18 protein-coding genes are annotated in these 23533 nt (G+C 72.1%); 7 read left to right on the forward strand and 11 right to left on the reverse strand.

From position 1 onward, the window contains the following. Nucleotides 1-294 precede the first annotated feature (294 nt). The 4 genes from ACFVWW_RS05625 to ACFVWW_RS05640 all read left to right on the forward strand — a co-directional run bounded on the left by ACFVWW_RS05625 (nt 295) and on the right by ACFVWW_RS05640 (nt 3749). Nucleotides 295-1800 (forward strand): bifunctional phosphatase PAP2/diacylglycerol kinase family protein, encoded by a 1506-nt coding sequence (locus tag ACFVWW_RS05625; RefSeq protein ID WP_386876099.1) that lies wholly within the window; start codon nt 295-297, stop codon nt 1798-1800. Between the two features lie 76 nt (nt 1801-1876). After that, nucleotides 1877-2452 (forward strand): GNAT family N-acetyltransferase, encoded by a 576-nt coding sequence (locus ACFVWW_RS05630; protein WP_384335184.1) that lies wholly within the window; start codon nt 1877-1879, stop codon nt 2450-2452. Nucleotides 2453-2522: 70 nt separating this feature from the next. Then, on the forward strand, nt 2523-3332 hold the full coding sequence (locus ACFVWW_RS05635; RefSeq protein ID WP_386876101.1) for a class I SAM-dependent methyltransferase: 810 nt from the start codon (nt 2523-2525) through the stop codon (nt 3330-3332). A gap of 57 nt (nt 3333-3389) precedes the next feature. Continuing rightward, entirely contained in the window at nt 3390-3749 is a 360-nt protein-coding gene (locus tag ACFVWW_RS05640) for a VOC family protein (RefSeq protein WP_384181353.1), read from the forward strand. Nucleotides 3750-3802: 53 nt separating this feature from the next. Here ACFVWW_RS05640 and ACFVWW_RS05645 read toward each other — a convergent pair whose 3' ends face one another. Continuing rightward, complete coding sequence (locus ACFVWW_RS05645) at nt 3803-5773, reverse strand: DUF5107 domain-containing protein (protein ID WP_386876103.1); 1971 nt, start codon at nt 5771-5773, stop codon at nt 3803-3805. A 383-nt stretch (nt 5774-6156) separates the two neighbouring features. On the opposite strand from ACFVWW_RS05645, the gene ACFVWW_RS05650 reads away from it, so the two are divergent. Continuing rightward, complete coding sequence (locus tag ACFVWW_RS05650) at nt 6157-6492, forward strand: DUF6204 family protein (RefSeq protein ID WP_386876105.1); 336 nt, start codon at nt 6157-6159, stop codon at nt 6490-6492. Here ACFVWW_RS05650 and ACFVWW_RS05655 read toward each other — a convergent pair. The 6 genes from ACFVWW_RS05655 to ACFVWW_RS05680 all read right to left on the reverse strand — a co-directional run bounded on the left by ACFVWW_RS05655 (nt 6473) and on the right by ACFVWW_RS05680 (nt 14224). Further along, nucleotides 6473-7033, reverse strand: coding sequence for a GNAT family N-acetyltransferase (locus tag ACFVWW_RS05655; protein WP_386876107.1), 561 nt, complete (start codon nt 7031-7033; stop codon nt 6473-6475). The genes ACFVWW_RS05650 and ACFVWW_RS05655 overlap by 20 nt on opposite strands. Before the next feature lie 63 nt (nt 7034-7096). Then, nucleotides 7097-8029: an LD-carboxypeptidase gene (locus tag ACFVWW_RS05660; protein WP_386876109.1), complete on the reverse strand. Its 933-nt coding sequence runs from the start codon at nt 8027-8029 to the stop codon at nt 7097-7099. After that, nucleotides 8026-10038, reverse strand: coding sequence for a prolyl oligopeptidase family serine peptidase (locus tag ACFVWW_RS05665; protein ID WP_386876759.1), 2013 nt, complete (start codon nt 10036-10038; stop codon nt 8026-8028). Before ACFVWW_RS05665 ends, ACFVWW_RS05660 begins: the two co-directional genes overlap by 4 nt. A gap of 20 nt (nt 10039-10058) precedes the next feature. Further along, on the reverse strand, nt 10059-11399 hold the full coding sequence (locus tag ACFVWW_RS05670) for a M20/M25/M40 family metallo-hydrolase (RefSeq protein ID WP_384181486.1): 1341 nt from the start codon (nt 11397-11399) through the stop codon (nt 10059-10061). Between the two features lies 1 nt (nt 11400). Beyond that, entirely contained in the window at nt 11401-12234 is an 834-nt protein-coding gene (locus ACFVWW_RS05675; RefSeq protein WP_384181343.1) for a M55 family metallopeptidase, read from the reverse strand. 103 nt (nt 12235-12337) lie between these two features. Continuing rightward, the gene (locus ACFVWW_RS05680; RefSeq protein ID WP_386876111.1) at nt 12338-14224 is read right to left on the reverse strand and encodes a LamG-like jellyroll fold domain-containing protein; all 1887 of its coding nucleotides are present in this window, start codon (nt 14222-14224) and stop codon (nt 12338-12340) included. Nucleotides 14225-14430: 206 nt separating this feature from the next. Between ACFVWW_RS05680 and ACFVWW_RS05685 the strand changes: the two genes are divergently transcribed. Next, entirely contained in the window at nt 14431-15396 is a 966-nt protein-coding gene (locus ACFVWW_RS05685) for a hypothetical protein (RefSeq protein WP_386876113.1), read from the forward strand. Between the two features lie 305 nt (nt 15397-15701). On the opposite strand, the gene ACFVWW_RS05690 is transcribed toward ACFVWW_RS05685, so the two are convergent. The 4 genes from ACFVWW_RS05690 to ACFVWW_RS05705 all read right to left on the reverse strand — a co-directional run bounded on the left by ACFVWW_RS05690 (nt 15702) and on the right by ACFVWW_RS05705 (nt 22317). Continuing rightward, nucleotides 15702-16430: a class I SAM-dependent methyltransferase gene (locus ACFVWW_RS05690; protein WP_386876115.1), complete on the reverse strand. Its 729-nt coding sequence runs from the start codon at nt 16428-16430 to the stop codon at nt 15702-15704. Nucleotides 16431-16530: 100 nt separating this feature from the next. Next, the gene (locus ACFVWW_RS05695) at nt 16531-18981 is read right to left on the reverse strand and encodes a SpoIIE family protein phosphatase (RefSeq protein ID WP_386876117.1); all 2451 of its coding nucleotides are present in this window, start codon (nt 18979-18981) and stop codon (nt 16531-16533) included. Between the two features lie 135 nt (nt 18982-19116). After that, nucleotides 19117-21570 carry an MFS transporter gene (locus ACFVWW_RS05700; protein WP_384181335.1) on the reverse strand — a complete coding sequence of 818 codons (2454 nt, stop codon included), beginning with the start codon at nt 21568-21570 and terminating at the stop codon, nt 19117-19119. A 255-nt stretch (nt 21571-21825) separates the two neighbouring features. Then, complete coding sequence (locus ACFVWW_RS05705; protein ID WP_384181332.1) at nt 21826-22317, reverse strand: SRPBCC family protein; 492 nt, start codon at nt 22315-22317, stop codon at nt 21826-21828. A gap of 136 nt (nt 22318-22453) precedes the next feature. Between ACFVWW_RS05705 and ACFVWW_RS05710 the strand changes: the two genes are divergently transcribed. Continuing rightward, entirely contained in the window at nt 22454-23512 is a 1059-nt protein-coding gene (locus tag ACFVWW_RS05710; RefSeq protein ID WP_386876118.1) for an Rv2578c family radical SAM protein, read from the forward strand. The last annotated feature ends 21 nt before the right edge of the window (nt 23513-23533 follow it).

Here is a 23533-nt window from a genome sequence, read left to right on the forward strand (position 1 = left end):
CACCGGCCCGTCGCACGGGCCTTGAGCCCTTTATACGGAGATTCGGCACTCCGTGCTCCCCGGGCTCCGCTCCCCCCTGCTACCCGGGACGGCCGCGTCCGTACCCGCCGGCGCGCCCACGGGGACGCCCGGCGGTTGCCCGTCGCCGGCAGCGCACGCCGGCTCTCCGCCGCGTGCGCTCCCGCGCGAGCCGAGGAGCGGGCACGGGCACGGGCGCGAGCCGGCCCGTCCGCCCGTCCGTCCGGATGCCGTACGGGCTGCTTGGGTCCGCCATCCGCGGGGTACCCGCGTTCCATGTTCGACACCTCTGCGGCCCACCAGGCGACTCCGGGAACCCGTGCCAGGATCGCCGCACTGCTCGAGTCCTGGGACGAGCAGGTCTTCCGTTCCGTCGCCACCCGGCACTGGCCGGGCGCCGATCCTGTGCTGCCGCGACTGAGCCGCAGCGCGAACCACGGACTGCTCTGGTTCGGTGCCGCGGCCGGCATCGCCACGCTGGGGCACGGAGCACGTGCGCGCCGCGCCGCCCTGCGGGGCGTGGTGTCGCTGGGGCTCGCCTCGGCCGCCATCAACACCGTGGGCAAGCGGGCGGTGCGCCGTCAGCGGCCGCTGCTCGACGCCGTGCCGCTGATACGGCAGCTGAAGCGGCAGCCGTTCACGACCTCCTTCCCGTCCGGGCACGCGGCCTCGGCCGCCGCCTTCGCGACGGGGGTGGCGCTGGAGTCCAAGAGCTGGGGCGCCGTGGTGGCGCCCGTGGCCGCCGCGGTGGCTCTCTCCCGGGTGTACACGGGGGTCCACTATCCGAGCGATGTGCTGGTGGGCGCGGCGCTGGGGGTGGGCGCGGCCTTCGCGGTGCGCGGGATCGTACCGACCCGTTCCCAGATGCCGTCACCGGGGCGGCCGTACGCCGAGGCCCCCGCGCTGCCGGGCGGCCGGGATCTGGTCGTCGTGGTCAACCGCGCGTCCGGTTCGTCGGAGACCGCCACGCTGGTGCGTGACGCGCTGCCGCTCGCGGAGATCGTGGAGTGCGAGCCCGAGGAGATGGACACCGAGCTGGAGAAGGCGGCGGGCCGCTGCCGCGCCCTCGGCATCCTCGGCGGTGACGGAACGATCAACCGGGCCGCGGCCCTCGCCGCGCGGCGCGGCCTGCCGCTGGCCGTCTTTCCCGGTGGCACGCTCAATCACTTCGCGTACGACCTCGGCATCGAGGACGTGCACGACACGGTCAGGGCGCTGACGGAGGGGGACGCCGTCCGGGTGGACCTCGGCCGCTTCACCCCCGGGCCGGACGGAGCGGAGTCCGGTCACTTCCTCAACACCTTCAGCCTGGGCGTCTATCCGGAGCTGGTACGGGTGCGGGAGCACTGGGCGCCGCGGATCGGCGGCTGGCCCGCCGGGGTCCTGGCGGCGCTGAAGGTACTGCGCGGGGAACATCAGCTGGCGGCGGAGTTCGAGGGCCGGCACCGGGCGCTGTGGCTGCTGTTCGCGGGGAACTGCATCTACCAGCGGATGGGGCCGACCCCCGGCCGGCGGCACGATCTGGCCGACGGTCTGCTGGACGTACGGATCGTGCACGGCGGCCGCACCCCGGGGCTGCGGCTGCTCGCCGCCGCGCTCGCCGGGCCGCTGAGCCGCTCGCCGGTGCACGCGGCGGAGCGGATGCGGCGGGTAAGGATCGCGGACATCGCGCCGGGTACACCGCTGGCGTTCGACGGCGAAGTGGCCGAGGCGCCGCGCGAGTTGATACTGGACAAGGCGATCGAGGCACTGACGGTCTACCGCCCGCAGGCCCTGCTGTAGGCCCGGTGGCAGGGGGTCCGTACCGGCACGGAAACCCGATGGACAGGCACGGACGGGGCGGCCGAGGATCGCGGCCATGGATCCTCGATTCTTCCTGGAGACCCCGCGGCTGAGGCTGCGGTCCTTCACCGAGGGCGACCTCGACCGGCTCGTCGCCCTCGACAACGACCCGGGCGTGCGGCGATTCATCGACGCCGGCCGTCCGGTCTCCCGCGACACGGTCCGCCGCCTGACCCTGCCCCGGATGCTCGGCCGTGGTTTCTGGGCCGCCGAGGAGAGGTCCACGGGGGCGTGGCTGGGCTGGTTCTCGCTGGAGCCCGGCGAGGAACCCGGCTGGGACGTGGTCGAGCTGGGCTACCGGCTGCACCGTGCGGCGTGGGGCCTGGGGTATGCCACCGAGGGCGCACGCGCCCTGGTCGGCAAGGCCTTCACCGACCTCGGCACGGAGCGGGTGACGGCGCAGACCATGACGGTCAACACCGGTTCGCGGCGCGTGATGGAGAAGGCGGGGCTGACGTATGTCCGCACGTTCTTCGAGGAGTGGCCGGAGACCATCGAGGGGTCGGAGCAGGGCGATGTGGCGTACGAACTCACCCGGAAGGAGTGGGCGGAGGCCGGGCGTACCGGGTCCGCCGCACATCCGACCACATAGCAAGACGCGTATCTCATTATCCGACATAGCGGCGTACCGTGGCCGGACTGCCTCACGCTAGGAGCCTGCCGTGCCGAAGGAGAACGCGGTCTACACCCACGGGCATCACGAGTCGGTGCTGCGCTCGCACCGCTGGCGCACCGCCGCCAACTCCGCGGCGTACCTCCTGGCCGAACTGCGTCCTGGCCAGGACGTGCTGGACGTCGGCTGCGGCCCCGGAACCATCACCGCCGACCTGGCCGCGCTCGTCTCGCCGGGCGTGGTGACGGCGATCGACGCCGCGGCGGACATCCTGGACCAGGCCCGGCGGACGGCGGACGCGGCCGGCGTGGACACCATCCGCTTCGCGGTCGCCGATGTCCACGCGCTGGACTTCCCCGACGACTCCTTCGACGTCGTCCACGCCCATCAGGTCCTGCAGCATGTCGGCGATCCGGTACAGGCTCTGCGCGAGATGCGCCGGGTGTGCAAGCCCGGCGGTGTCGTGGCGGCGCGCGACGCGGACTACGGCGCCTTCGCCTGGTTCCCCGAGGTGCCGGTGCTGGACGGCTGGCAGGAGCTGTACCGGCGGGTGGCCCGCGCCAACGGCGGTGAGCCGGACGCCGGGCGCCGGCTGCTGTCCTGGGCGCGGCAGGCGGGATTCACCGGCATCACCGCGACCGCCACGACCTGGTGCTTCGCCACTACCGAGGAGCGTGCCTGGTGGAGCGGTCTGTGGGCGGAGCGCACCACCGCGTCCGGATATGCCGACCTGGCGGTCGCCGGCGGCCATACGACACGCGGGCGGCTGGCGGAGATCGCCGAGGCCTGGCAAAAGTGGGGCCGCGCCGAAGACGCCTGGTTCATGGTCCCGCACGGCGAGATCCTGTGCCGGGTGTGACCTCCTTGCCGCCCGAATCGATCACCTGTCCCGGCACGGCCAACTAGGCTGGTGCGCATGGAAATCCTGGGAACCACGTTGCGCATCTGCGTCGACGACCTGGAGACCTCGGTGGTGTTCTACGAACGCCTCACCGGAAGCCCCGCGCTCCGCTTCGAGCGCGGTGGGGTCTCGGTCGCCGCCGTCGGCTGCTTCCTCCTCATGAGCGGACCCGCGTCGGAGATCGATGTCCTGCGCAAGGTGACGGCGACGATCGCCGTCAAGGACGTCGACGAGGCACTCGCCGCGCTCACCGAGGTCGGCGCCCGGGTCCTCGCGGGACCGGTGCCGACCCCGGCGGGCCGCAATCTGATCGCCCTGCACCCCGACGGTTCGGTCTTCGAGTACGTCGACCGCCGAGTGGTCCAGGGCCCGTGACGAGACGGGTCCTGTGACGGGGTGGGGCCTGTGACGGGGGCCGTGCGCCTCGCTCAGTCCCCCGGCCGCATCCGGTACTCATAGGCGTCGGGCAGCGGATCGTCCGTCAGCGCTGCCCACACCTCGCCCAGCGTCTCGGCGCCCTCCCTCAGGTCCGCCACCTCGAAACCGGCGTGGAAGACGGCGCGAGCCGCGTCCTTCTCCCCCTCGGCGAGCAGGAGTCGCGCCTCGACGAGCCGGAACGCGCCGCGCCGCCGTACGTCCGGCCGCAACCGGTCCCAGACCCGGCGCGCCTCTGCCGTACGGTCCACCGCGAGCAGAGCGGTGACGGCCTCGCGGCCGAGCGCGGTGTGCACGGCGGTCCATGCCTCGCCGTCGTCGCCGCGCCCCGCGCAGAGGTCGTCGAACGCCGCCGCGTAGTGGTCGGCGGCGAGGTCCGGGTGGCCGCTCTGCCGGTCGGCGACGGCCAGACAGCGCAGCAGCGGCCACCGCGAGGGCGCCAGTTTCAGGCCGCGCTCCCAGCTGCGCACGGCCTGGGCCAGATCCCCGGCGTGCCACTGCGCGATACCGAGGTGGTACTCGGTGAGCGGCTCGGCCGGGGCGGTCTCCAGCATGTCGCGCCAGTGCGGCGCCACGAGCGTGGGGCCCGGCGGGGCGTCCACGCGAGGCTCCGGAAGCAGCCCGCTGGTCAGCAGCTCCACCCAGGGTTCCTGCTCCTCGCCGAGCGTGGACTCCTCGAAGGGCGTACCGGGAAGTTTGTGCCCGGCCCGCAGCACTTCGAGTGCGCCCCAGCCGGAACCGGTCGCCAGACGCTCCCCCGGCGCGGCGTCGGCGTACGGCAGCCAGGCCGCGTACGCGGCGTCGACCTCCGCGCGCGGGAGGACCGCTTCGAGCCGGTCCGCGGCCGCCGCGCGGGCCCGGTCCCAGTCGGTTCCGTGGACCGCCGCGGGGTCGGCGGCGAGTGGTCCGTACGCCTCCAGCCAGCTGAACTCCGCCTCGCCTTCGAGCCGGACGTGCTCCAGCTGGGTGCGGGCGAGGCCGGCCTGGATCTCGGCGTATCCGGGGGTGCCCGGCTCGGTCAGCCAGCGCTGCCAGCGCCGGCCGCCCCGGCCCGCGCCCCACAGGAAGAGCTTGCGGCCGCGCAGTGCGTCGGTCGACGTCTGGACGAGCCCCGTCCCGTTCGCGTCGAGCGAGGCGATCCATTTCCGCTCCTCGTCCGGCACGTCGTAGAAGTAGTCGGCCGGGACGTCGCCGCGCAGCGTGTACGTACGGTCCTCACCCCGGAACTCGGGCACCGGGACCTGGCGCAGGTCGCGTTCGTACCCGAAGTGCCAGGCCGACTCGGCGGGAGACAGAACCCGGGTGTGTTCGTCCTCCTCGACCGCGATGTTGGACCACCAGTAGACGGGCGCCGCCCGCTCGTGGGGATTACGGATCCGTACTCCGGCGTAGAGGAAGTCGGAGCCGTCGGGCAGCCACAGGTCGACCTGGAACGGCAGGTCGCGCAGGCGCTCCCACTCCCAGAGCCTGAGCATCTCGCCGCCGTCGGGGGCGGGTACGAGAGCGGCGTGCAGCGGCGCGCAGGACAGGGTGGTGTGGCCGGTGGCGCCGATGTTCCACTCGATACCGCCGGAGAACCAGGCGCCGTTGAGCGCGAAGCTCGCGGGCTGGAACACGGGGTTGCGGTAGACCAGTTCACGGCCGGTCGGCTTGTGGTGCAGCGAGTGGATCCGGCCGCCGAGACCGGGCAGTACGGTGACCCGCAGCCGGTCGTTCTCGATCACGACGGCGTCGAGATCCGTGTCCGTACGTTCTCGTTCGTATCCGTCGAGAATCCGGACGGGCAGCAGGGTACGCAGCGGCTCGTAGCCGATCTGCCGCACCATGTCGCGCGGCAGCCGCTTCCTGGCGCGCTCGTCGAGGGTGTGCGTCTCGTCGAGGACCCCCAGGGCGGGCAGCGGGTTCTCCGGCCCCAAGGGGGCGGCGGGCAGGGTCAGTACGGCACGTCGCACGGTCGTGGCCACGGTAACCTCGCTTCGTTCACGCGGGCGGCCGGCGACTCCGTTGGCCGGTGGCCCGTCGACCATGGAACACGGTGAACGCCCCGCTGACCAGGGGCCCTCGGGGCGTGCGGAAGCGGCGTCCGCCCGCGCGGGGCGCCGGCCGGGGTACCGGCTACCGTCCGGCCGCCGGTGCGTCGCCGTCGGTGAAGGCTCCCACGATCAACTCCAGATCGGTCAGGTCCCGCTGGCCGCGTCCCGTGGAGAGCGCCAGCTCCTCGCCGCGTTGGAGGGCGCGTCGATCACCACGATATTCCGCATGCGGACCATCCTCACCGCCGTACGCTCATCCTCAAAGCGGTACGGCGGACCTGGACGGCCGCCACGGACAGAAGGCGGTAAGCGGGATGACCACTCAGCACACGTACCGGGTGATCGTGCGCGGGACGTGGGACGGGCTGACGGACGAGGCCCGTACCCGGCTGCTCGCGGACGTGGACCGGCACGGTCTGGCGCAGATGCGGTTCACCCCGGAGGGCTCGCTCACCTACGATCCGGCGCTCCGGCACTTCAGCTACCGCTATGTCGTGGTCTCGGACGTGGCGGACGGCGAGGAGATGGCGGCCGTGCTGGCCGAGGACCGGGCGGAGACGGCGCTGAAGGGGCTCGGCTGCGGCTATCGCGGGCTGCGCTCCACGGTGACCGACATGGACACCATGAAAATCAACCGCAAGGGCCGCTGAGGGCCGGCATCTCCGCGGTGACCGCCCAGCGTTCGTGGTCGCGCCAGGCGCCGTCGATGTGCAGGAAGTCCGGCGAGAAGCCCTCCAGCCGGAAGCCCGCGCGCCGCACGAGCGCGATGGATCCGGTGTTCAGGGGCTGGATGTTGGCCTCCAGCCGGTGCAGACCGAGCGGGCCGAAGGCATGGCGCAGGACCAGCCCGAGCCCCTCGGTCATCAGACCGCGGCCGGCGGCGTGCGCGAAGGCGCCGTACCCGAGCGCGCCACTCTGGAAGCCGCCCTGGACGATGTTGTTGATGTTGATGAAGCCGGCGATCCGGCCATCGTCCCGGGCGCAGACCAGGAAGCCCGCCTTGGCGGGGTCGTCGATGAGCCGGCTCGCGTACTGCGCGTACGCCTCGGCGTGCTCGGGCGGGAAGAGCCACGGGTGGTGCAGGGCCCTGCTCGCGCGGGCGGCGGCGGTGAACTCCCCGGCGTCCTCGTGGCGGCAGGGCCGGATGAGCGTGCGCGGGCCCTCGGCGAGCGGGGTGGGAACGGCGGGCATCGCGCCAGCTTAGGTCCTGTCCGGTCGGTCGTGGCCGGTCGGTGCTGACCGGCGGTCGTGGGGTCAGCTCAGCGCGGGCACGTCCAGGGTGAGGGTGGCGCTCTCCGCGTCCAGGACCGCGGGCACGCCCAGCGGTATGGTCAGCGCCGTCTCGCCGTGACCGAAGCCCAGCTCCTCGACGACCGGTACGCCCAGGCCGCCGAGCCGGTCGAGCAACAGCTCGCGCACGTCCTCGTACGGGCCGCACTCCGCCCAGGAGCCGAGGCCGATGCCGGCGACGCCGTCGAGCCAGCCGGAGCGCAGCAGCTGGGTGAGGACGCGGTCGAGACGGTACGGCTCCTCTCCGACGTCCTCGATCAGCAGCAGCCCGCCGGCGGCCGAGGGACGCGCGTGCGGCGTGGCGAGGTCGGCGGCGAGCAGGCTGACACAGCCGCCGAGCGTGACACCCCTGGCCCGGCCGGGCACCAGCGCGCGGGCCGTGTCCAGGCCGAGTGTCCGTACCGACTCGGGCTCGAAGAGCGTGGCCCGCAGCGACTCCTGGGTCCTGGCGTCCTTGAGGAAGGTCACCGCGGCGGTCATCGGGCCGTGCAGCGTGGCCAGGCCCATCCGTACGGCGAACGCCTCGTGCAGGGCGGTGATGTCGCTGTAGCCGACGAAGACCTTGGGTCCTGCGGCCCGCATCGCGGTCCAGTCCAGCAGATCGGCCATGCGCTGTGCTCCGTAGCCGCCGCGGGCGCAGAGCACGGCGGAGACGGACGGGTCGCACCACGCCTCCTGCAGATCGCGGGCTCGGTCCTCGTCCGTGCCGGCGAGATGGCCGAGCCGTGGATGGACATCCAGGACGTGCGGGGCGACGACGGGGTCGAGGTCCCAGCCGCGCAGGATGTCGAGGCCCGTTTCGAGCCGGTCCGCGGGCAGCGGGCCGCTGGGCGCCACGACGGCGACCTTGGCCCCCGGCCGCAGTCGCGCGGGCCTGGTCAGCGGCGTGACGGTCACTTCTTGAGCTCCAGCCTCGGGATGTCGGTGCGGGTGATGCCGAACGTCTGCGCGTACAGGGACAGTTCGGCCTCCAGCGCGCGGACCATGGTGTCGGCCCTGCGGAAGCCGTGGCCCTCGCCCTCGAAGGCGATGTACGCGTGCGGAATGCCGCGTCCTTCCATCCGCTCCAGGAACCGTTCGCACTGGACGGGCGGACAGATCACATCGTCCAGCCCTTGCAGCAGGAGGAACGGCGCGGTGATCGCGTCGGCGTGGTGCGACGGCGAACGGTCGTGGTAGCGGTCGGGGACCTCGGCGAGCGGTCCGATGAGCGATTCCAGATACCGCGACTCGAAGTCGTGCGTCTCGTCGGTGGCCCAGCCCAGCAGATCGAGGATCGGATAGATGATGGTGCCGCAGGCGTAGACGCTGGTGGTGGTGAGGGAGGCCGCGGTGGTCCAGCCGCCCGCGCTGCCGCCGCGCACGGCGAGCCGGGCCGGATCGGCGGTGCCCTCCGCGGCCAGGGCCTCGGCGACGGCCGCGCAGTCCTCGACGTCCACGACACCCCACTGCTCGCGCAGCCGGTTGCGGTACTCCCGGCCGTAGCCGGTGGAGCCGCCGTAGTTGACCTCCGCGACGCCGATGCCCCGCGAGGTGAAGTAGGCGATCTCCAGATCGAGGACGAGCGGGGCATGGCCGGTGGGCCCGCCGTGGGCCCACACCACATAGGGCGGCAGTTCGCCGTCGGGCGCACTGTGGCCGGGGCTGTGCGGCGGATAGATATGGGCGTGGATCTCGCGGTCGCCCGGTCCGGTGAAGGTACGGATCCGGGGCTCCGGGTAATACGCGGGGTCCACCGCGTCGTGGTGCGCGGAGCCGATCACCCGGGCCCGTCCCGTCGCGGTGTCCAGCTCGACGACCTCGTACCCGCTGTGCGGACCTGCCGCGACACCGATCACGCGGGTGCCCTGCACCGCGAGGGTGGCGGCCCATTCGGTCCAGGGCCCGGCGGCGTCCACCAGCTCACCGGTCGCCGGGTCGAGTATGCCGAGGGCGGTGGTGCCCTTGCCGTGGATGACGGCGATCAGCCCGTTCTCCAGGGGGTGGAACCACTGGAGTCCGATCTTCCAGAGCGGCCCGCCGAACTCCTCCCCCCGGCCGGGGCACAGCGTGGTGCTCGGGATGACGCCGGGTGCGAGCGCGTCCAGGTCCGGTCCGAGGCGCGCGCGCTGGAGTTCCCAGTAGTCGCCGGCGTCCGAGACGAAGAGCAGCGAGCCGTCGGGCGCCCAGTCGACCTGGGCGACCGATTCGTCGGTGTCCCCGACCACGGGCCTGACCCCGGTGAAGGGGCCCGTTCGCGTCACCTCGCCGAGCATGACCACCGTGCCGTCCCAGGGCATCTGCGGGTGGTCCCAGGCGATCCAGGCCGCGTGGCGCCCGTCCGGCGAGAGCCGGGGCCCGGTGACGAACCGGTGCCGGTCGTCGGAGAGTTCCCGTACGGCCGCGCGGTCCTCGGCGGCCGAGCCGTCCAGCGGGACGGCCGCGATGACGCGGCGTACGTCGGTGGGCCGCTCGCCGGTGAACTCTTCCAGCACGCACCAGACTTCGCCCCGGTCCTGATGGATCCGCGGATCGGCCCAGCGCAGCCCGCCGCCGGTCGCGGAGACCGGCGTGAGCGGGCGGGGCTCGCCGGCGCCGTCCGGCTCGTACACGTACAGCCGCTGGTCGGGGAAGTGGACGAAGACGACGAGCGGGCCGCCCTCGGTGCGTGCGGCGCCGGCCCAGGGCACGCCGCCGTACTCGATCACCCGGCTGCGGACGTTCCACGGGGCCGGCAGCACCGACTCCTCGCGGCCGTCCGCCCGTCGGCGCACGAGCGCGCGCCGGCCCGCCTCGGCGGGACGCGGTTCGGTCCACCACACCTCGTCACCGACCGCCCCGGCATACTCCGGGCGTCCGTCGTGCGAGGCGGCCAGCGCGGCGTCGATCGGTGACGGCCACGTTCCGTAGGCCCCCTTGGACGGCATGGACACCATGGACAACGCTCCTAAGCGGACTGCAGATAGTGGTCGAGGACGCGGACGCCGAAATGCAGCGCGTCGATGGGCACCCGCTCGTCGACGCCGTGGAAGAGCGCCTGGTAGTCGAAGCCGGGGGGCAGCTTGAGCGGCGAGAAGCCGTAGCCGGTGATACCGAGCCGGGAGAACTGCTTGGCGTCCGTACCGCCCGACATGCAGTACGGGACGACGTGCCCGGCCGGGTCGAAGCGCTCGATGGCGGCGCGCAGCTTGGCGAACGTCGGCGAGTCGACCGGCGCCTGGAGCGCGATCTCGCGGTGGTGGAACTCCCACTCCACGTCCGGTCCTGTGAGCTGGTCCAGGGTGGTGCGGAACTCCTCCTCGCCGCCGGGCACCATCCGCCCGTCGACATAGGCGGTGGCCTGGCCCGGAATCACATTGACCTTGTAGCCGGCCTCCAGCACGGTCGGATTGGCGCTGTTACGGATCGTCGGCTCGACCAGTGCGGCGGCCGGGCCGAGCTTGCCCAGCAGGCCGTCCGGGTCGAAGTCCTCGGCATGGACATCGGCCGCGATGCCGTGCAGCGCGGCGAGTTCGGCGAGGGCGGCCCGTACGGTCGGGGTCAGCCGGACCGGCCACGGGTGGTCGCCGATCCTGGCGACGGCGGCGGCGAGCCGGCTGACCGCGTTGGCGCGGTTCACCTTGGAGCCGTGCCCGGCCTTGCCGCGGGCGGTCAGCTTCAGCCAGGCCGTGCCGCGCTCCCCCGCGCCGATCGGATAAAGGGCCATTCCTGGGCCCGCGTGGAAGGTGAAGGCCCCGGACTCGCTGATGCCTTCCGTGCAGCCCTCGAACAGCTCGGGGTGCTGTTCGGAGAGGAAGCCGGAGCCGTCCTCGGCGCTGGCCTCCTCGTCCGCGGTGTAGGCGATCACGATGTCGCGGCGTGGCCGGATCCCGGCCCTGGCCCAGGCCCGGACGACGGAGAGCACCATCGCGTCCATGTTCTTCATGTCGATCGCGCCACGGCCCCACACCACGCCGTCCCTGACCTCCCCGGAGAAGGGGTGCACGGACCAGTCGGCGGCCTCTGCGGGCACCACGTCGAGGTGGCCGTGGACGAGCAGCGCGTCGGCCGACGGGTCCGTGCCCTCGATCCTGGCGACCACATTGGTGCGCCCGGGGGTCCGCTCCAGGAGGGTGGGTTCGATCCCGGCGTCGGCGAGCCGCTGCGCGACATATTCGGCCGCGGGCCGCTCCCGGCAGTCGCCGCTCCCCCGGTTCGTGGTGTCGATACGGATGAGCTCGGAGGTGAAGGTGACCACCTCGTCCAGCGCCGCCGTATCGAGAGCGGCACTCGTGTCGATGGGCGTCATGTCAGCCATACTGCTCCTCCACTGCGGCGGAGACGATCGTGGTGACCGCCTTGAAGGTGCGAATGGCCTCATACATCGTCCCGCAGGTGTACGCGACACGCCGTTCGCCGCTGGGGGTCACGCCCGGCACGACCGTGGCGGCGGCGGAGAGATGGTCGGCGTCGAACTCCAGCTCCACCGTGAACGGGCCGCCGCTCACCGGTGCGTACCGGCGGGCGAGCGCCGTGGCCTCCTTGGCGGCGGCGCGGATGTCGGCGGCGGTACGGGCCGGGGTGCGGCACACCGCCGCGTACCGCGAGACATGGTCCTTCACCGCGACCTTGCGGGCCTCCGGCGCGTAGCCTTCCGCGTCCTCGCAGGTCAGGTCGTCGCCGGTGACCAGCACCACCGGGACGCCGTACTCCGCGACGACATGGGCGTTCAGCAGGCCCTCGCTCGCCCGTGCGCCGTTGAGCCACACCCCGGTGATGGAGTTGGCGAGGTAGGTGTGCGCGAGCACGCCTTCCGTGCCCGCGCCGGTGTGATAACCGACGAAGGCGATGCCGTCGACGTCGCCGTGCTGCACGCCCTCGACCATGGACAGCGGCTTGTGCCGGCCGGTGAGCATCTCGACGCGCTCGTCCAGCCGCTCCAGCAGCAGGTTGCGCATGCTCCAGTGCGCCTCGTTGATGAGCACCTCATCGGCGCCGCCGTCGAGGAAGCCGAGCGCGGCGGCATTCACGTCGGAGGTGAACAAGGCGCGGCAGCGTTCCCACTGGGGTGTGCCCGGCAGGACGTCCGCCGGCCAGGTCACACCCGTGGCGCCCTCCATGTCGGCGCTGATAAGGATCTTCATGGCTGGAAACCGTACGCGTCCCGGCAGGACCGGGCCAGCCCTGTGGAAAACTAACGGTGGTCTAGACCTCCAAAGCCACCCCGTATGGCGTACGACCAGCGCTTTACGCGAACGGCGCCAGGAAGTCCTTGGACGCGAGTGCGCGGCTCACGATGCGGGTGTCACCGATCCAGCCGTAGAAGCCCTGGCCGAACTCCTCATTGAACTGGGTGGCACCGATGACGAACGGCTTGCCCAGGGTGGCGATGCCGGTCGACTTCTGGGACGGGTTGCGGGCGATCTTCGATCCGTCGACATACATGACCGTACGGCGGCCGTCGTTGACCAGCGCGATGTGCATCCAGCGGCCGACCGGGACGGCGTGGCTCCACGAGGTGGGGTCGGCGTCCTGCCGGTGCGGGTAGACGACGAACTGGAGGAATCTCTCGGGGGAGAGATTGAGGCTGCACGTGGGCTCGTCGGGCGACCAGCCGGTGGTCTTGCCCGCGTCGCCGTTACGCCCCTCCCAGCTGAGGATCCCCATCCAGTCGTGATTGCCGTCGAAGGGATCCGGCAGCTTGACGAAGGTCTCGATGGTGTAACCCGAGGTGAAGGTCGCGCTGTTGAGCGGGGCGCCCGCGGCGGTGGTGAGGACGGCGCCGCGGTCCGGCTCCTTGCCGCCGTCGAAGCGCAGGCTCGCGTGGGCCGGCTGGCCGAGGTGGTGCTCGGCGGACCAGGTCAGCGCGTCGGCGCCGCTCGCGTGCAGCCGGCGCACCATCAGGTCGTTGCCGTTGCCGGTCAGGTCACGGGCGACCTTCCCGTCCGTCACCGGCTGGCCCGCCCGGCCGGCGTCGCGCAGCCCCGAGGAGTCGAAGCGCCAGTACGCGACGGTGCCACGCGGCATCACGGCGGCGGCCGGACGCGGGGCGGGCGGCCTGGCCGGGGCGAAGCCCGCGAACCGTTCGGTGAAGTCGATGTTCATGCTGAACCGGTCGACCGGACCGGTCAGTTCGATGGTCTCGGCCTCCAGCGGGGTCCGCTTGCGCGGATCACGGGCAAGGAACCACGGGGAGAACGTCTCGACGTCGATGACACCGCGGGCGAGGTCGAAACCGTACATCCGGATCATCCCGGCGCCGCCGTAGTAGCGGTCCTGATAGTTGGTGATCTGGACATGGACGTCGTGGCCCGCGTCGTTGGTGAGGACCGTGCGGCCCGGCGGCCAGTAGTGACCGCCCAGGGCGAGGAAGATCTGGTCGTTGCCGCGGACCAGGCCGTCCCACAGCCGCTTGCCGTTGTCCGACAGCTGCGCCGTGCCGGCGTCGTCCGACCACGCGATGTCATGGGTGGTCAGGATGGCCGGCAGCGAGGAATTCCGGTCGAGCACGCCCTGCGCCCAGCGCAGTCCCTTGTCCGACACCCGCCAGTCCAGGGCGAGGACCAGCCATTCACGTCCCGCCGCGCGCAGCACGTGATAGCTGTTGTAGCCGTCGGGGGAGGCGCCGCCGAAGGTCGGCATGGAGGAGAAGCGCTTCGGCCCGAAGGCCCTGAGGTAGGCGCTGTCACCGCGCTGGTCGTCCGTCGAGGAGGCGATGTCGTGATTGCCCGCGAGGACGCTGTACGGCACTTTGCCGTGCAGGGTACGGAAGGTGTCGGCGGCGAGCTCGATCTCTTCCCCGGTGCCGTGCTCCGTGACATCACCGAGGTGCGTCATGAACGCGATGTTGGACTCGCCGCGTTCCGAGACGAGGTAGCGGAATGTCTCACGCAGCGGCGCCGGGTCGGAGCTGTCGGCGTCGAAAAGATACTGGGTGTCCGGAAGGACGGCCACGGCGAACCGGGGGCTCTCGGTGTCGAACCGGCCTCCGCCGCCTGCCGCGCCGCTCTCCGACGCCGCCCGGGCCGGTGAGGTGTCGAGCACCGTCGCCGCGGCGCCCGCGGCCGGCACGACAAGGGCTGCCTGGAGCAAGGCCCTTCTGTGGAAGTCCTTCTGATTGCCTGCCGTACCCATCTTCGCACTCCATGCACTGGACGCTGGTGTCAGCTGCACTGTGCTGATCGTCCATGGCTGTCCGGTGGCAGACAGCTGAACGGCCAACCGCTGTCCGCCGTACGAATGGGCTGGTCAGGCAGCGGGCGAGGCATCCGGCACGACCACAGGGCGGCCCCGCACTCTTGAGGACGGACGGGGGCGTGGGAACAGAAACGAGGTGCCGCATGAGAGGACCACTCGGCCGGCGGGCGCTGCTGCTCACTGCCGGCGGACTGCTGGCGGGAGCCGCCGGCTGCTCCGGAACCTCACCGACACGCGCCGGCCCGTCGGGCGCTGCGTCTGCGCTGTCCGCGTCCGGATCCCCGCCCTCGCCGCTGCCGACGACCACGGCGTGGCGGCCCGACCGCGGTGATGTGGACCCCGCCGTGAAGCTGCGCGCCGTACAGGTGGTGGAGGCGATCGGTGCCTGGGCCGCCGGGCAGGGCGGTGCGGCGGCGGCGAAGCGGCGGGTGGCCGCGCTGGGGGCGGCGCCGTCACTGGTGGATCAGGCGGGGGCGCTGCTGCCCCGGGCCGCCGAGGCCACGCTCCAGGTGGTCGACGCGCAGTACGGCGGGATCCTGGCGGACAGGGCCAGCGTGCTGGTGGTGTGCCGTCAGTGGACCCCGGGGCACGCGGGCGGCACGACCGTCGACGTACGGCTGAGCCGGGCACGGCCGCGCTGGGAGGTCACCGCGCTCCACCCGGCGCGACCCGGCGCCGCCGCGGCGTCGCTGCCGACCACCGCGCGGCAGGTGCTGGCCGACCCGCGGATCACGTTGCCACCCGCTGCGCAGGCCGACTTCCGCAGCGGGAAGGTCCACCCGAGCGTGGGGCGGGCGCTGCTGCGGCTGGCTGGTACCTACCGGATGTACGTCAGTGTGGTGCGCTCCGGGCATCCGCTGGATGTGTTCGGCACCGACCGGCCCAGTGACCATCCGCTCGGCCGGGCCTTCGACGTATGGCAGATCGACGGGCACGCGGTCGTCGACCCGGCCACGCCGCGCCGGCTGGTCGAGTCCTTCATGCGGGACGCGGCGGCGGCCGGCTCGTACAACGTCGGCGGACCGGTCCAGCTCGCCGGGGGCGCGGCCGGTCAGTTCTTCAGCGACAACACCCATCACGACCACGTGCACGCCGGGTTCACGGCCTGAGGACCGTCATTTCGGCCATCACGCCCGCCGGCGCGACGCGGGGCGGCTGAGTCCGGGTACGGCGCGGGCCTGCGGGACCGGCGCCGTGCCGGCCGCCGCCCGGACGGCGGATGGGCCATGGCAGGCCTGGCCACCGAAACACTCCTGCTTGGCCAGTTCCGGCGCACCGGTCACCACCAGCAGGTGGCGCACCGTCTCCAGCGCCTCCGCGGCCGGCCGCCCGCCGCTCAGCGCCTCGGCCGGCCGTCAGGCCTGTCGCGTTCCCCCAAGCCCTGTCGCGTTCCCCCAAGCCCTGTCCCGTTTCCTCAGGCCCTGTCCGCCCTGGCGAGCACGAACCACCTGGCGGGCAGGTCGATACGGGTGCCGTCCGGCAGTCGCTCCGTCTGGGCGAGCGCGGTGTCCCCGGTCGCGAGGACCGTCAGGCCCGCCGCGCGCAGCAGCTCGGGCACCTCCTCCTCGGCGGCGCCAGCCGGCTTGAGCCCGTGGTCGAAGACCCGCCGGAGCTTCTCGGGTGGCCCGCCGGGGCCCTCCGCGGCCTTCAGCAACACGGCCTTCGACGCGGGGGTGAGCTCCACGACGAAGGCCCGGCCGCGCCCACCGAGCAGCTCCGCGACGGCCCCCGCGACGGCGGGCCTGTCCTGCGGCTCGCTCTGGTGGATCACCGCCCGCATATAGACATTGGTGTCCCCGAGCCGCTCGCGCAGGGCGCGCACCGCGTCGTGGTCGACCAGATCGAGCTGCTCGAACTCCGCCACTTTCGCGGTGTCGGCGCGGCGCGCGAGCTCGATCGCCGCGTGCGAGAGATCCACGCCCACCGCGCGGTCGAAGCACGTGGCCAGATAGCGCGTCTGGGTGCCGTTGCCACAGCCCAGGTCGACCACCGGCAGCGAGACGTCGGCGTACGGCAGCAACAGCTCGCTGTGCGGCACGGAGGCGAGTGCGGGGTCGGAGTCCCAGATCGCCTCGCCCGGCGCGTCGGAGGTCTCGCGCCAGAAGCCCTCCCATGCTTCCCGGTAACGCCGTGACGCGTCCATATGACCTCCTCGAAGTGCGTCCTGCCGAAGGCGAGTTGCAGTGGACCGGACAGGACCTGGCGCCGCCACCCGTCGGGGGCACGAGGGCGGCGGCCTTCCCTCAGCGTGCCTTGCGCGCCAGTGCCTGTTCGAACCAGACCGTCTTGCCGAGAGCTGTCGTGCTGGTGCCCCACTCCCTGGCCAGGCTGCTCACCACCCGTAGCCCGCGCCCGAACTCGTCGTCCCGGCCCGCGTCCAGCAGGGCCGCCGGGGCCGGTTCGTCGTCCATGACCTCGCACAGCAGGGCGTCCGTACGGACCAGCCGCAGCCCGATCCGGCCCGACCGCGCGTGGTTCATGGCATTGGTGACCAGCTCACTGACCAGCAGCTCGGCCGTCTCCACCGCGTCCGGCAGCTCCCAGTCGAGCAGCCGTCCGCGCACCAGGCGTCTGGCCCTGGCCACCTCGCGCGGGTCCAGGGCGAGTTTGTATTCGGCGACGTTCTCGTCCGGGATGCCGTTCAGCCTGGCCATCAGCAGGGCCACATCGTCCTTGCGCCCGCCACGGGTGTTCAGCGCGCGGATGATGGTGTCGCAGGCGTCGTCCATCGAGGCGGCGGGATGCGCGGCGGACGCGCAGAGCGCCGCCAGCCCGTCTCCGATGTCCTCGCCGCGGACCTCGACCAGACCGTCGGTGCACAGCACCAGCCGGTCGCCGGGACGGACCCGTACGATCGCCGTCTCGAAGGCCACTCCGCCGACACCGATGGGCGCGCCCGTGGGCAGGTCGAGCACCTCGCCGCTGCCGTCCTCGGCCCGGACGAGCACCGGCGGGACATGGCCGGCGTTGGCGATCTGGAGCTCGGAGTGGATGGGGTCGTACACCGCGTAGAGACAGGTCGCGAGATACAGCTCGCCGAGCCGCTGCGCCAAGTCGTCGAGATTACGGAGCAGTTGGGCGGGCGGCATCTCCATGGTCGCCATCGTCTGTACGGCGGTACGCAACTGGCCCATCATCGCGGCCGAGTTGAGGCCATGGCCCATGACGTCGCCGACGATGAGCGCGGTGCGTGAGCCGGGCAGTTTGACGGCGTCGAACCAGTCGCCACCGATCCGGCCGAGCTGGGTGCCCGGCAGATAGCGGGTGGCGATGTCACACCCCGCCATGCGCGGCGTGACCTGCGGCAGCATGCTGTCCTGCAGCGTCTCCGCGACCTGCTCCTGGTAGGTGTACATCCGGGCGTTGTCGAGCACCAGACCGGCCCTGGCGGCGAGTTCGGCGCCGGTCGTACGGTCCATGTCGTCGAACGGCTCCCGGTCGGGACGCCGCAGCAGCACCATGAAGCCGAGCACCACGTCGCGCGCCTTCAGCGGCACGAGCAGCAGGGACCGGTTGTTGATGAGGGGGCGCAGATCGCGCTTCTCGAACTCCCCCGAGATGCGGTCGCCGTCCTCCTCGCTGAGCCGCGGGATGAGCACGGGCTCGCCCGTGACCATGCACTGGAAGAACGGCGTGTGCTCGGGGAAGGAGATGGCCTCGCCGACCGGCACGGTGTCGTCCCAGCGGCCCGGTTCGTCGGTGTGCTCGACCCACACCCGGTGCCAGACCGTGGTCACATCGGGCGGGCCGTCGGGGAATCCCTCGCCGGCGAGGACCGCGGCCCGCAGATGGGTGCCCGCGAAGTCGGCGAAGCGCGGCACGGCGGCGCTGGTGACCTCACGGATGGTGCGTGCGAGATCGAGGGACGTACCGATACGGCCGCTGACCTCGTTCAGGAACTCCAGCCGCTCCCGCACCGCGGCGTATTCGAGGTCGAGTCGCGGGCGGGGCACCGGCTCGCGCCGGAGCCGCGCGGCTCCCACCGAGGGCTCCGGCGCGCTCTGCCGTCCGGCCGCCCGGCGCGGCACCCCCCAGTCGGGGGTGACCGGCACCCGGTCGTGGTGGCTGAATTCCAGTACGGGATAGCCCAGTTCGAGGACCTGCGCGACGATACGCCCGGACTCGGCGGGGCCCATGTTCGGCAGGATGTCCGGCAGCCGCCGCGCCAGCGCGTCGGCGTCCTGGAACTCCGTGTGCAGGGCGAAGCCCGGGGCGATCCGCAGGATGTCGGGGTCCTCGCCCTCGTCCTCGCCCTTGCCGTCGCTCTCGCCCTCGCTGTCCGTCCGGAACTGGCCCGCGTCGGCGGCGAGAATGAGATGGCGCCCCGGGCCCGGCCCGACCAGTGGGTAGGCCCACCAGAGGACATCGAGCCGGTCGCGTCCCGTCCCGGACACCTTCGCCCAGCCTGCGGTGGGGTAGGAGCCACGGGCGTGCAGCTCAGGGCCCAGCTCGTCGTACGTGTCGTACGCACCGTGAGCCACGCCGTGCTCGTTCTCGGCGAGGGCGCCGGCGACCGGCATCAGATCACCTGCGGGCCGGCCGACCGCGTCTTCCCTCGCACGGCCGAAAAGCCGCCGTGCCCCGGTCGACCAGTGCGACACCAGGCCGTCACCGTCCACGACGACCACGGCGAGCGGAACCCGGCCGGCCGCGGCGAGTGGCCGCGGCAGCCCCGGCGGAATACCCCTGTCCATGGGTGGGAGGCTCCTTCCCCGCCGCCAGGTTCTGCGGCTCCGCCCTCCACGGTACGACCCTTCACGCACGTTCCGCCGGTCAATGAACTAATAGGTTGTGCGCCCGCGCACGCCCCCCGGTTGACTGAAAATCAGTCAGTCTTCATGGCCCAGTTGGAGATCGCGTTCGGTGCGCCCGCCGCCCGCCATCTGGAGCACGGTGGCGACCGGCGGATAACCCGCCGCGATGACGGTGTACTCGCCGGACGAGAGGTCCACGAACCGGAAGGTGCCGTCGGCGCTCGTGGTGAGGGTGTCCACCACGTTGCCCGCCGCGTCGAGCAGCGTGACGCGCGCGTCCTCGACGGGGCGGCCGCCGCCGGCGCGTACGGTGCCGCGCAGCACCGCTCCGCCGGCCAGTTCGATGTCCTGGCGGGTCTCGCGCGAGGCCTGCACACTGACCGGAAGCGCCGCGGGACGGAACGCGGGGGCGCTCGCGGCGAGGGTGTACTCCCCCGCCACCAGTTCCGAGATCACATAACTGCCCTCGCGGCCGCTGCGGGTGGACGCCACGACCTCTCCGCGTACATCCGTGAGGGTCACGGCGGCGTCGCGCACCGGGGTGCCGTCAGCGGTGACCACGGACCCGGCGAGGCGACCCGCACCGCCGAGGACCACGTCCAGTTCGATGGGCCGTTCGCCGACGGTGACGGTCACGGCCTGCGGCTGGTGCCCGCCCGCCGCCGCGATCATCACGTACGAGCCGGAGCCCGGCACGCTCAGCGCGTACCGCCCGTCCCCGCCGCTCGCCCCGCGCCCGATCTGCTGTCCATGGACATCGATGAGGGTGAGGGCGGCGTGCGGCACGATGCTGCCGTCGTGGTGCTGCACGGTGCCGCAAACAGCCACGCCGGAGGTGTGCGGGGGCGCGGGCGGGCCCGGGGTGGCGGCCGGGGAACCGGAGGCCGCGGCGCGCGCGGAGGGGACTGCGGTGGAGGCGTTGTGGGACACCAGTGGTTTCTCCTTGAGGAAGAAGGCGATCAACAGGCCGAGGACGAGCACCGGCACGAGGTAGAGGAAGATCCGCGGCATGGCGTCCGCGTACGCCTGGATGTAGGCGTCGCGCAGCGCGGGCGGCAGGGCGTGGACCGCCTGCGGGGTGATGGACTCGGCGCCGGGCAGGCCGGTCGCGACGGGGACGCGGTCGGCGAGGGCGTGGTCGAGCCGGTTGGCGAAGAGCGTGCCGAAGACGGCGGCCCCCACGCTGCCGCCGATCTGCCGGAAGTAGTTGTTGGCGCTGGTGGCGGTGCCGAGGTCGGCGGGCGGCACGGCGTTCTGCACGGCGAGGATGAGCACCGGCAGCACCAGGCCGATCCCCAGGCCGAGGAGCGCCTGCGCGATACCGCATTCGAGCCGGGACGTATCGGTCTCCAGCCGGGACAGCAGCCACATCCCGGCCACCGAGATCGCGCTGCCGAGCACCGGGTAGACCTTGTAGCGCCCGGTGCGGCTGATGAGCTGCCCGGAGACGACAGAGGCGACGACGATGCCGCCCATCATGGGCAGCATCAGCAGACCGGACTCGGTGGCGCTGGCCCCGTCGACCATCTGCAGGAAGGTCGGCAGATAGCTGGCGGCGCCGAACAGCGCCACGCCGACGACGGCGCCGATCAGGCTGGTGATGTTGAAGACCGAGTCGCGGAACAGCCGCAGGGGAATGATCGGCTGGGGCGCGAAGTGCTCGACCACCAGGAACAGTACGGCCGTTCCGGCGGCGCCCGCGGCCAGGCCGAGGATGACGCGCGAGCCCCACGCGTACTCCGTACCGCCCCAACTGGTCAGCAGGACCAGGCAGGTGGACGCGGCGGCGAGCATCAGCGCGCCGAGGACGTCCAGCCGGGCCCGGGCGGTGGGCTTGGGGAGTTTGAGCACGGCGGTCACGACGGCGAGGGTGACCAGGCCGAAGGGCACGTTGAAGTAGAAGCACCAGCGCCAGGAGGCATGGTCGGTGAAGAAGCCGCCGAGCAGCGGTCCTGCCACGGAGGCGAGGCCGAAGGCGGCGCCGATGAGCCCCATGAAGCGGCCGCGCTCCCGGGCCGGCACGATGTCCGCGATGATCGCCTGGACGCCGATCATGAGTCCGCCCGCGCCGATGCCCTGGATGGCGCGGAAGGCGATGAGCTGGTCCATGGTGCGGGACCAGCCGGCCAGCGCGGACCCGATCACGAAGACGACGATCGCGAACTGGAAGACGCCCTTGCGGCCGAAGAGATCGCCGAGTTTGCCGTAGATCGGCAGGCCGATCGTGGCGGTCAGCAGATAGGCGGTGATCGCCCAGGACATCCGGTCCAGGCCCTGCAGCTCGCCGACGATCTTCGGCAGCGCGGTGGCCACGATCATCTGTTCCAGCGCGGCCAGCAGCAGGGCGAGCATCAGCCCGAGGAAGACCAGGCGCACCCGGCGGGGGCTGAGGGGTTCGGCGGCGGCCGCGCCCGCGGTGCGCGGTGGTGGTGGCGGGCCGGCCGTGGCGGGAGCGGGCAGCGCCGCGGCCCGCTCGGCGTCCTGCCCGACGTCGGGCCCGACGTCCTTCACCAGAGTGATCCCGCCCACGTACTGCTCCCCTCGTCACACCTGCGCGGCGTCATTCTTCGCATTGCGCGCCAAGCGGGAGCAAGCGGAATGTTGTCCGCCGAAGGGGGTTGTGACGGGGGCGGGTTGGGCCGGGGAACGCCCGCCGAGGCGCTCATCAGGGGCTTTCCCGCGACGTGTCGCGCGCTGGACGCACAACGGCGCCGCGGGGAAAACCACTCGAAACGGTGACTTCGGCGGTGACCTCGGCAGAAGCCTGCCGGGCTTCTCGCCCGGCTACTTCCCGGGCTCGGCGCCGGGCTCGGTGGCGGTGCCCGGCTCGGGCTTGTTCTCGGTCTCGGCGGCGAGCTTTTCGAGCAGCGCGTCGTAGATGCGTGCCAGGCCCTTGGGGGCGAAGGTCCGCTCGAAGAAGCCGCCGATACCGCCGGCGCCGTCCCAGACGGTGGTGACGACGGCCTTCGAACGGCCCTCACCGGCCGGGGTGACGGTCCAGGTGGTGACCATCGAGGAGTTACGGTCCTTCTCCACGAGCCGCCCGTCGCTCGGCTCGGTCACCTCCAGCAGACAGTCGCGCACGCGCTTGCTGGTGGCCTGCAGCTTCCAGTGGACGAGGGTGCCCTCGCCGTCGCCGCCCTCCCGCACCTCGTACTCGCTGTACTGCGCGGGCATGACCTTCGCACGGGTGTCCTCGTAGTCGGCCAGCGCATCGAACACCGTCTCCGCGTCCGCCGCGATGATCCGCTCCGTCGTGGCCTCGACCTGCGCCATGGCTCTTCCTCCAGCACTCGTACTTCGGTGGGGTGCGGCCAGCCAATCACCTCCGGAACCCCCGCCCAAATCCGCGCCGCGGCGATCAAGGGAACAAGTGTTCTATTCTGAGAGGAGCACTACCGAGGAGGTACCCATGCGCTGGGACAATCTGGCCGAAAACCCACCGGCAAACGGACCGGCGGGGGACATCGCGCTCTTCGGTACGGACGCGGTGACCACACGCACCTTCGACACCCCCGAGTTCCGCGGCATCACCTTCCACGAGGTCCGCGCCCGCTCGATCGTGAACCGGGTGCCGGGCGCGTCCCGTATGCCGTTCGAATGGACGGTGAACCCGTACCGGGGTTGCACACACGCCTGCGTCTACTGTTTCGCGCGCAAGACCCACAGCTATCTGGATCTCGACACCGGCCTGGGCTTCGACTCCCAGATCGTCGTCAAGATCAACGCGCCGGAGCTGGTGCGCCGCCAGCTGGCCTCCAGCCGCTGGCAGGGGGCGCATATCGCGATGGGGACGAATGTCGACTGCTATCAGCGGGCGGAGGGGCGCTACCGGCTGATGCCGGGCATCATCTCGGCGCTGCGCGACCGCGCCAATCCCTTCTCCATCCTCACCAAGGGCACGCTGATCCTGCGCGATCTGGAGCTGCTGCGGGAGGCGGCCTCCGTCACCGAGGTGGGCGTCTCGGTCTCGGTCGGCTTCACCGACCAGGAGCTGTGGCGCACGGTGGAACCGGGCACGCCGTCGCCCGAGCGCCGCCTCGACGTCGTACGCGCCATGGCCGACAACGGCATCGGCTGCGGGGTGCTGATGGCGCCGGTCATCCCCTTCCTGGGCGACAGCCCCGACCAGCTGCGGGAGACGGTACGGGCGATAGCCGAGGCCGGCGCCACGTCCGTGACCCCGCTGGTCCTGCATCTGCGGCCGGGCGCCCGCGAGTGGTTCATGGCCTGGCTGGCGGAGCACCATCCACGGCTGGTGGCGCGCTACGAGCGCATGTACGCGGAGGGTGCGTACGCGCCCACCTGGTACCAGCGCCGCGTCACACGGCAGGTGCACGAGCTGGCGAACGAGTACGGGATCGGCCCCGCGAGCCGGGGCGCCGCCCGGCGCATCACCGACCCCAAGGATCCGGACCCGCCGACGGCGCCGGAGCCCGGGCCCGGGGCCACGCAGCTCACGCTCCTGTGACGGCCTTCCGCGTCCGGCCGG

It is taken from the genome of Streptomyces sp. NPDC058198, from assembly GCF_042882605.1.
Lineage (GTDB): Bacteria > Actinomycetota > Actinomycetes > Streptomycetales > Streptomycetaceae > Streptomyces.

Coding starts and splice junctions, on each gene's coding strand:
- ACFVWW_RS05640 (WP_384181353.1), top strand. CDS start 3,390: ATGGAAATCCTGGGAACCACGTTGCGCATCTGCGTCGACGACCTGGAG.
- ACFVWW_RS05670 (WP_384181486.1), bottom strand. CDS start 11,399: ATGACGCCCATCGACACGAGTGCCGCTCTCGATACGGCGGCGCTGGAC.
- ACFVWW_RS05650 (WP_386876105.1), top strand. CDS start 6,157: ATGACCACTCAGCACACGTACCGGGTGATCGTGCGCGGGACGTGGGAC.
- ACFVWW_RS05680 (WP_386876111.1), bottom strand. CDS start 14,224: ATGGGTACGGCAGGCAATCAGAAGGACTTCCACAGAAGGGCCTTGCTC.
- ACFVWW_RS05690 (WP_386876115.1), bottom strand. CDS start 16,430: ATGGACGCGTCACGGCGTTACCGGGAAGCATGGGAGGGCTTCTGGCGC.
- ACFVWW_RS05695 (WP_386876117.1), bottom strand. CDS start 18,981: ATGGACAGGGGTATTCCGCCGGGGCTGCCGCGGCCACTCGCCGCGGCC.
- ACFVWW_RS05655 (WP_386876107.1), bottom strand. CDS start 7,033: ATGCCCGCCGTTCCCACCCCGCTCGCCGAGGGCCCGCGCACGCTCATC.
- ACFVWW_RS05705 (WP_384181332.1), bottom strand. CDS start 22,317: ATGGCGCAGGTCGAGGCCACGACGGAGCGGATCATCGCGGCGGACGCG.
- ACFVWW_RS05630 (WP_384335184.1), top strand. CDS start 1,877: ATGGATCCTCGATTCTTCCTGGAGACCCCGCGGCTGAGGCTGCGGTCC.
- ACFVWW_RS05710 (WP_386876118.1), top strand. CDS start 22,454: ATGCGCTGGGACAATCTGGCCGAAAACCCACCGGCAAACGGACCGGCG.
- ACFVWW_RS05675 (WP_384181343.1), bottom strand. CDS start 12,234: ATGAAGATCCTTATCAGCGCCGACATGGAGGGCGCCACGGGTGTGACC.
- ACFVWW_RS05625 (WP_386876099.1), top strand. CDS start 295: ATGTTCGACACCTCTGCGGCCCACCAGGCGACTCCGGGAACCCGTGCC.
- ACFVWW_RS05665 (WP_386876759.1), bottom strand. CDS start 10,038: ATGCCGTCCAAGGGGGCCTACGGAACGTGGCCGTCACCGATCGACGCC.
- ACFVWW_RS05685 (WP_386876113.1), top strand. CDS start 14,431: ATGAGAGGACCACTCGGCCGGCGGGCGCTGCTGCTCACTGCCGGCGGA.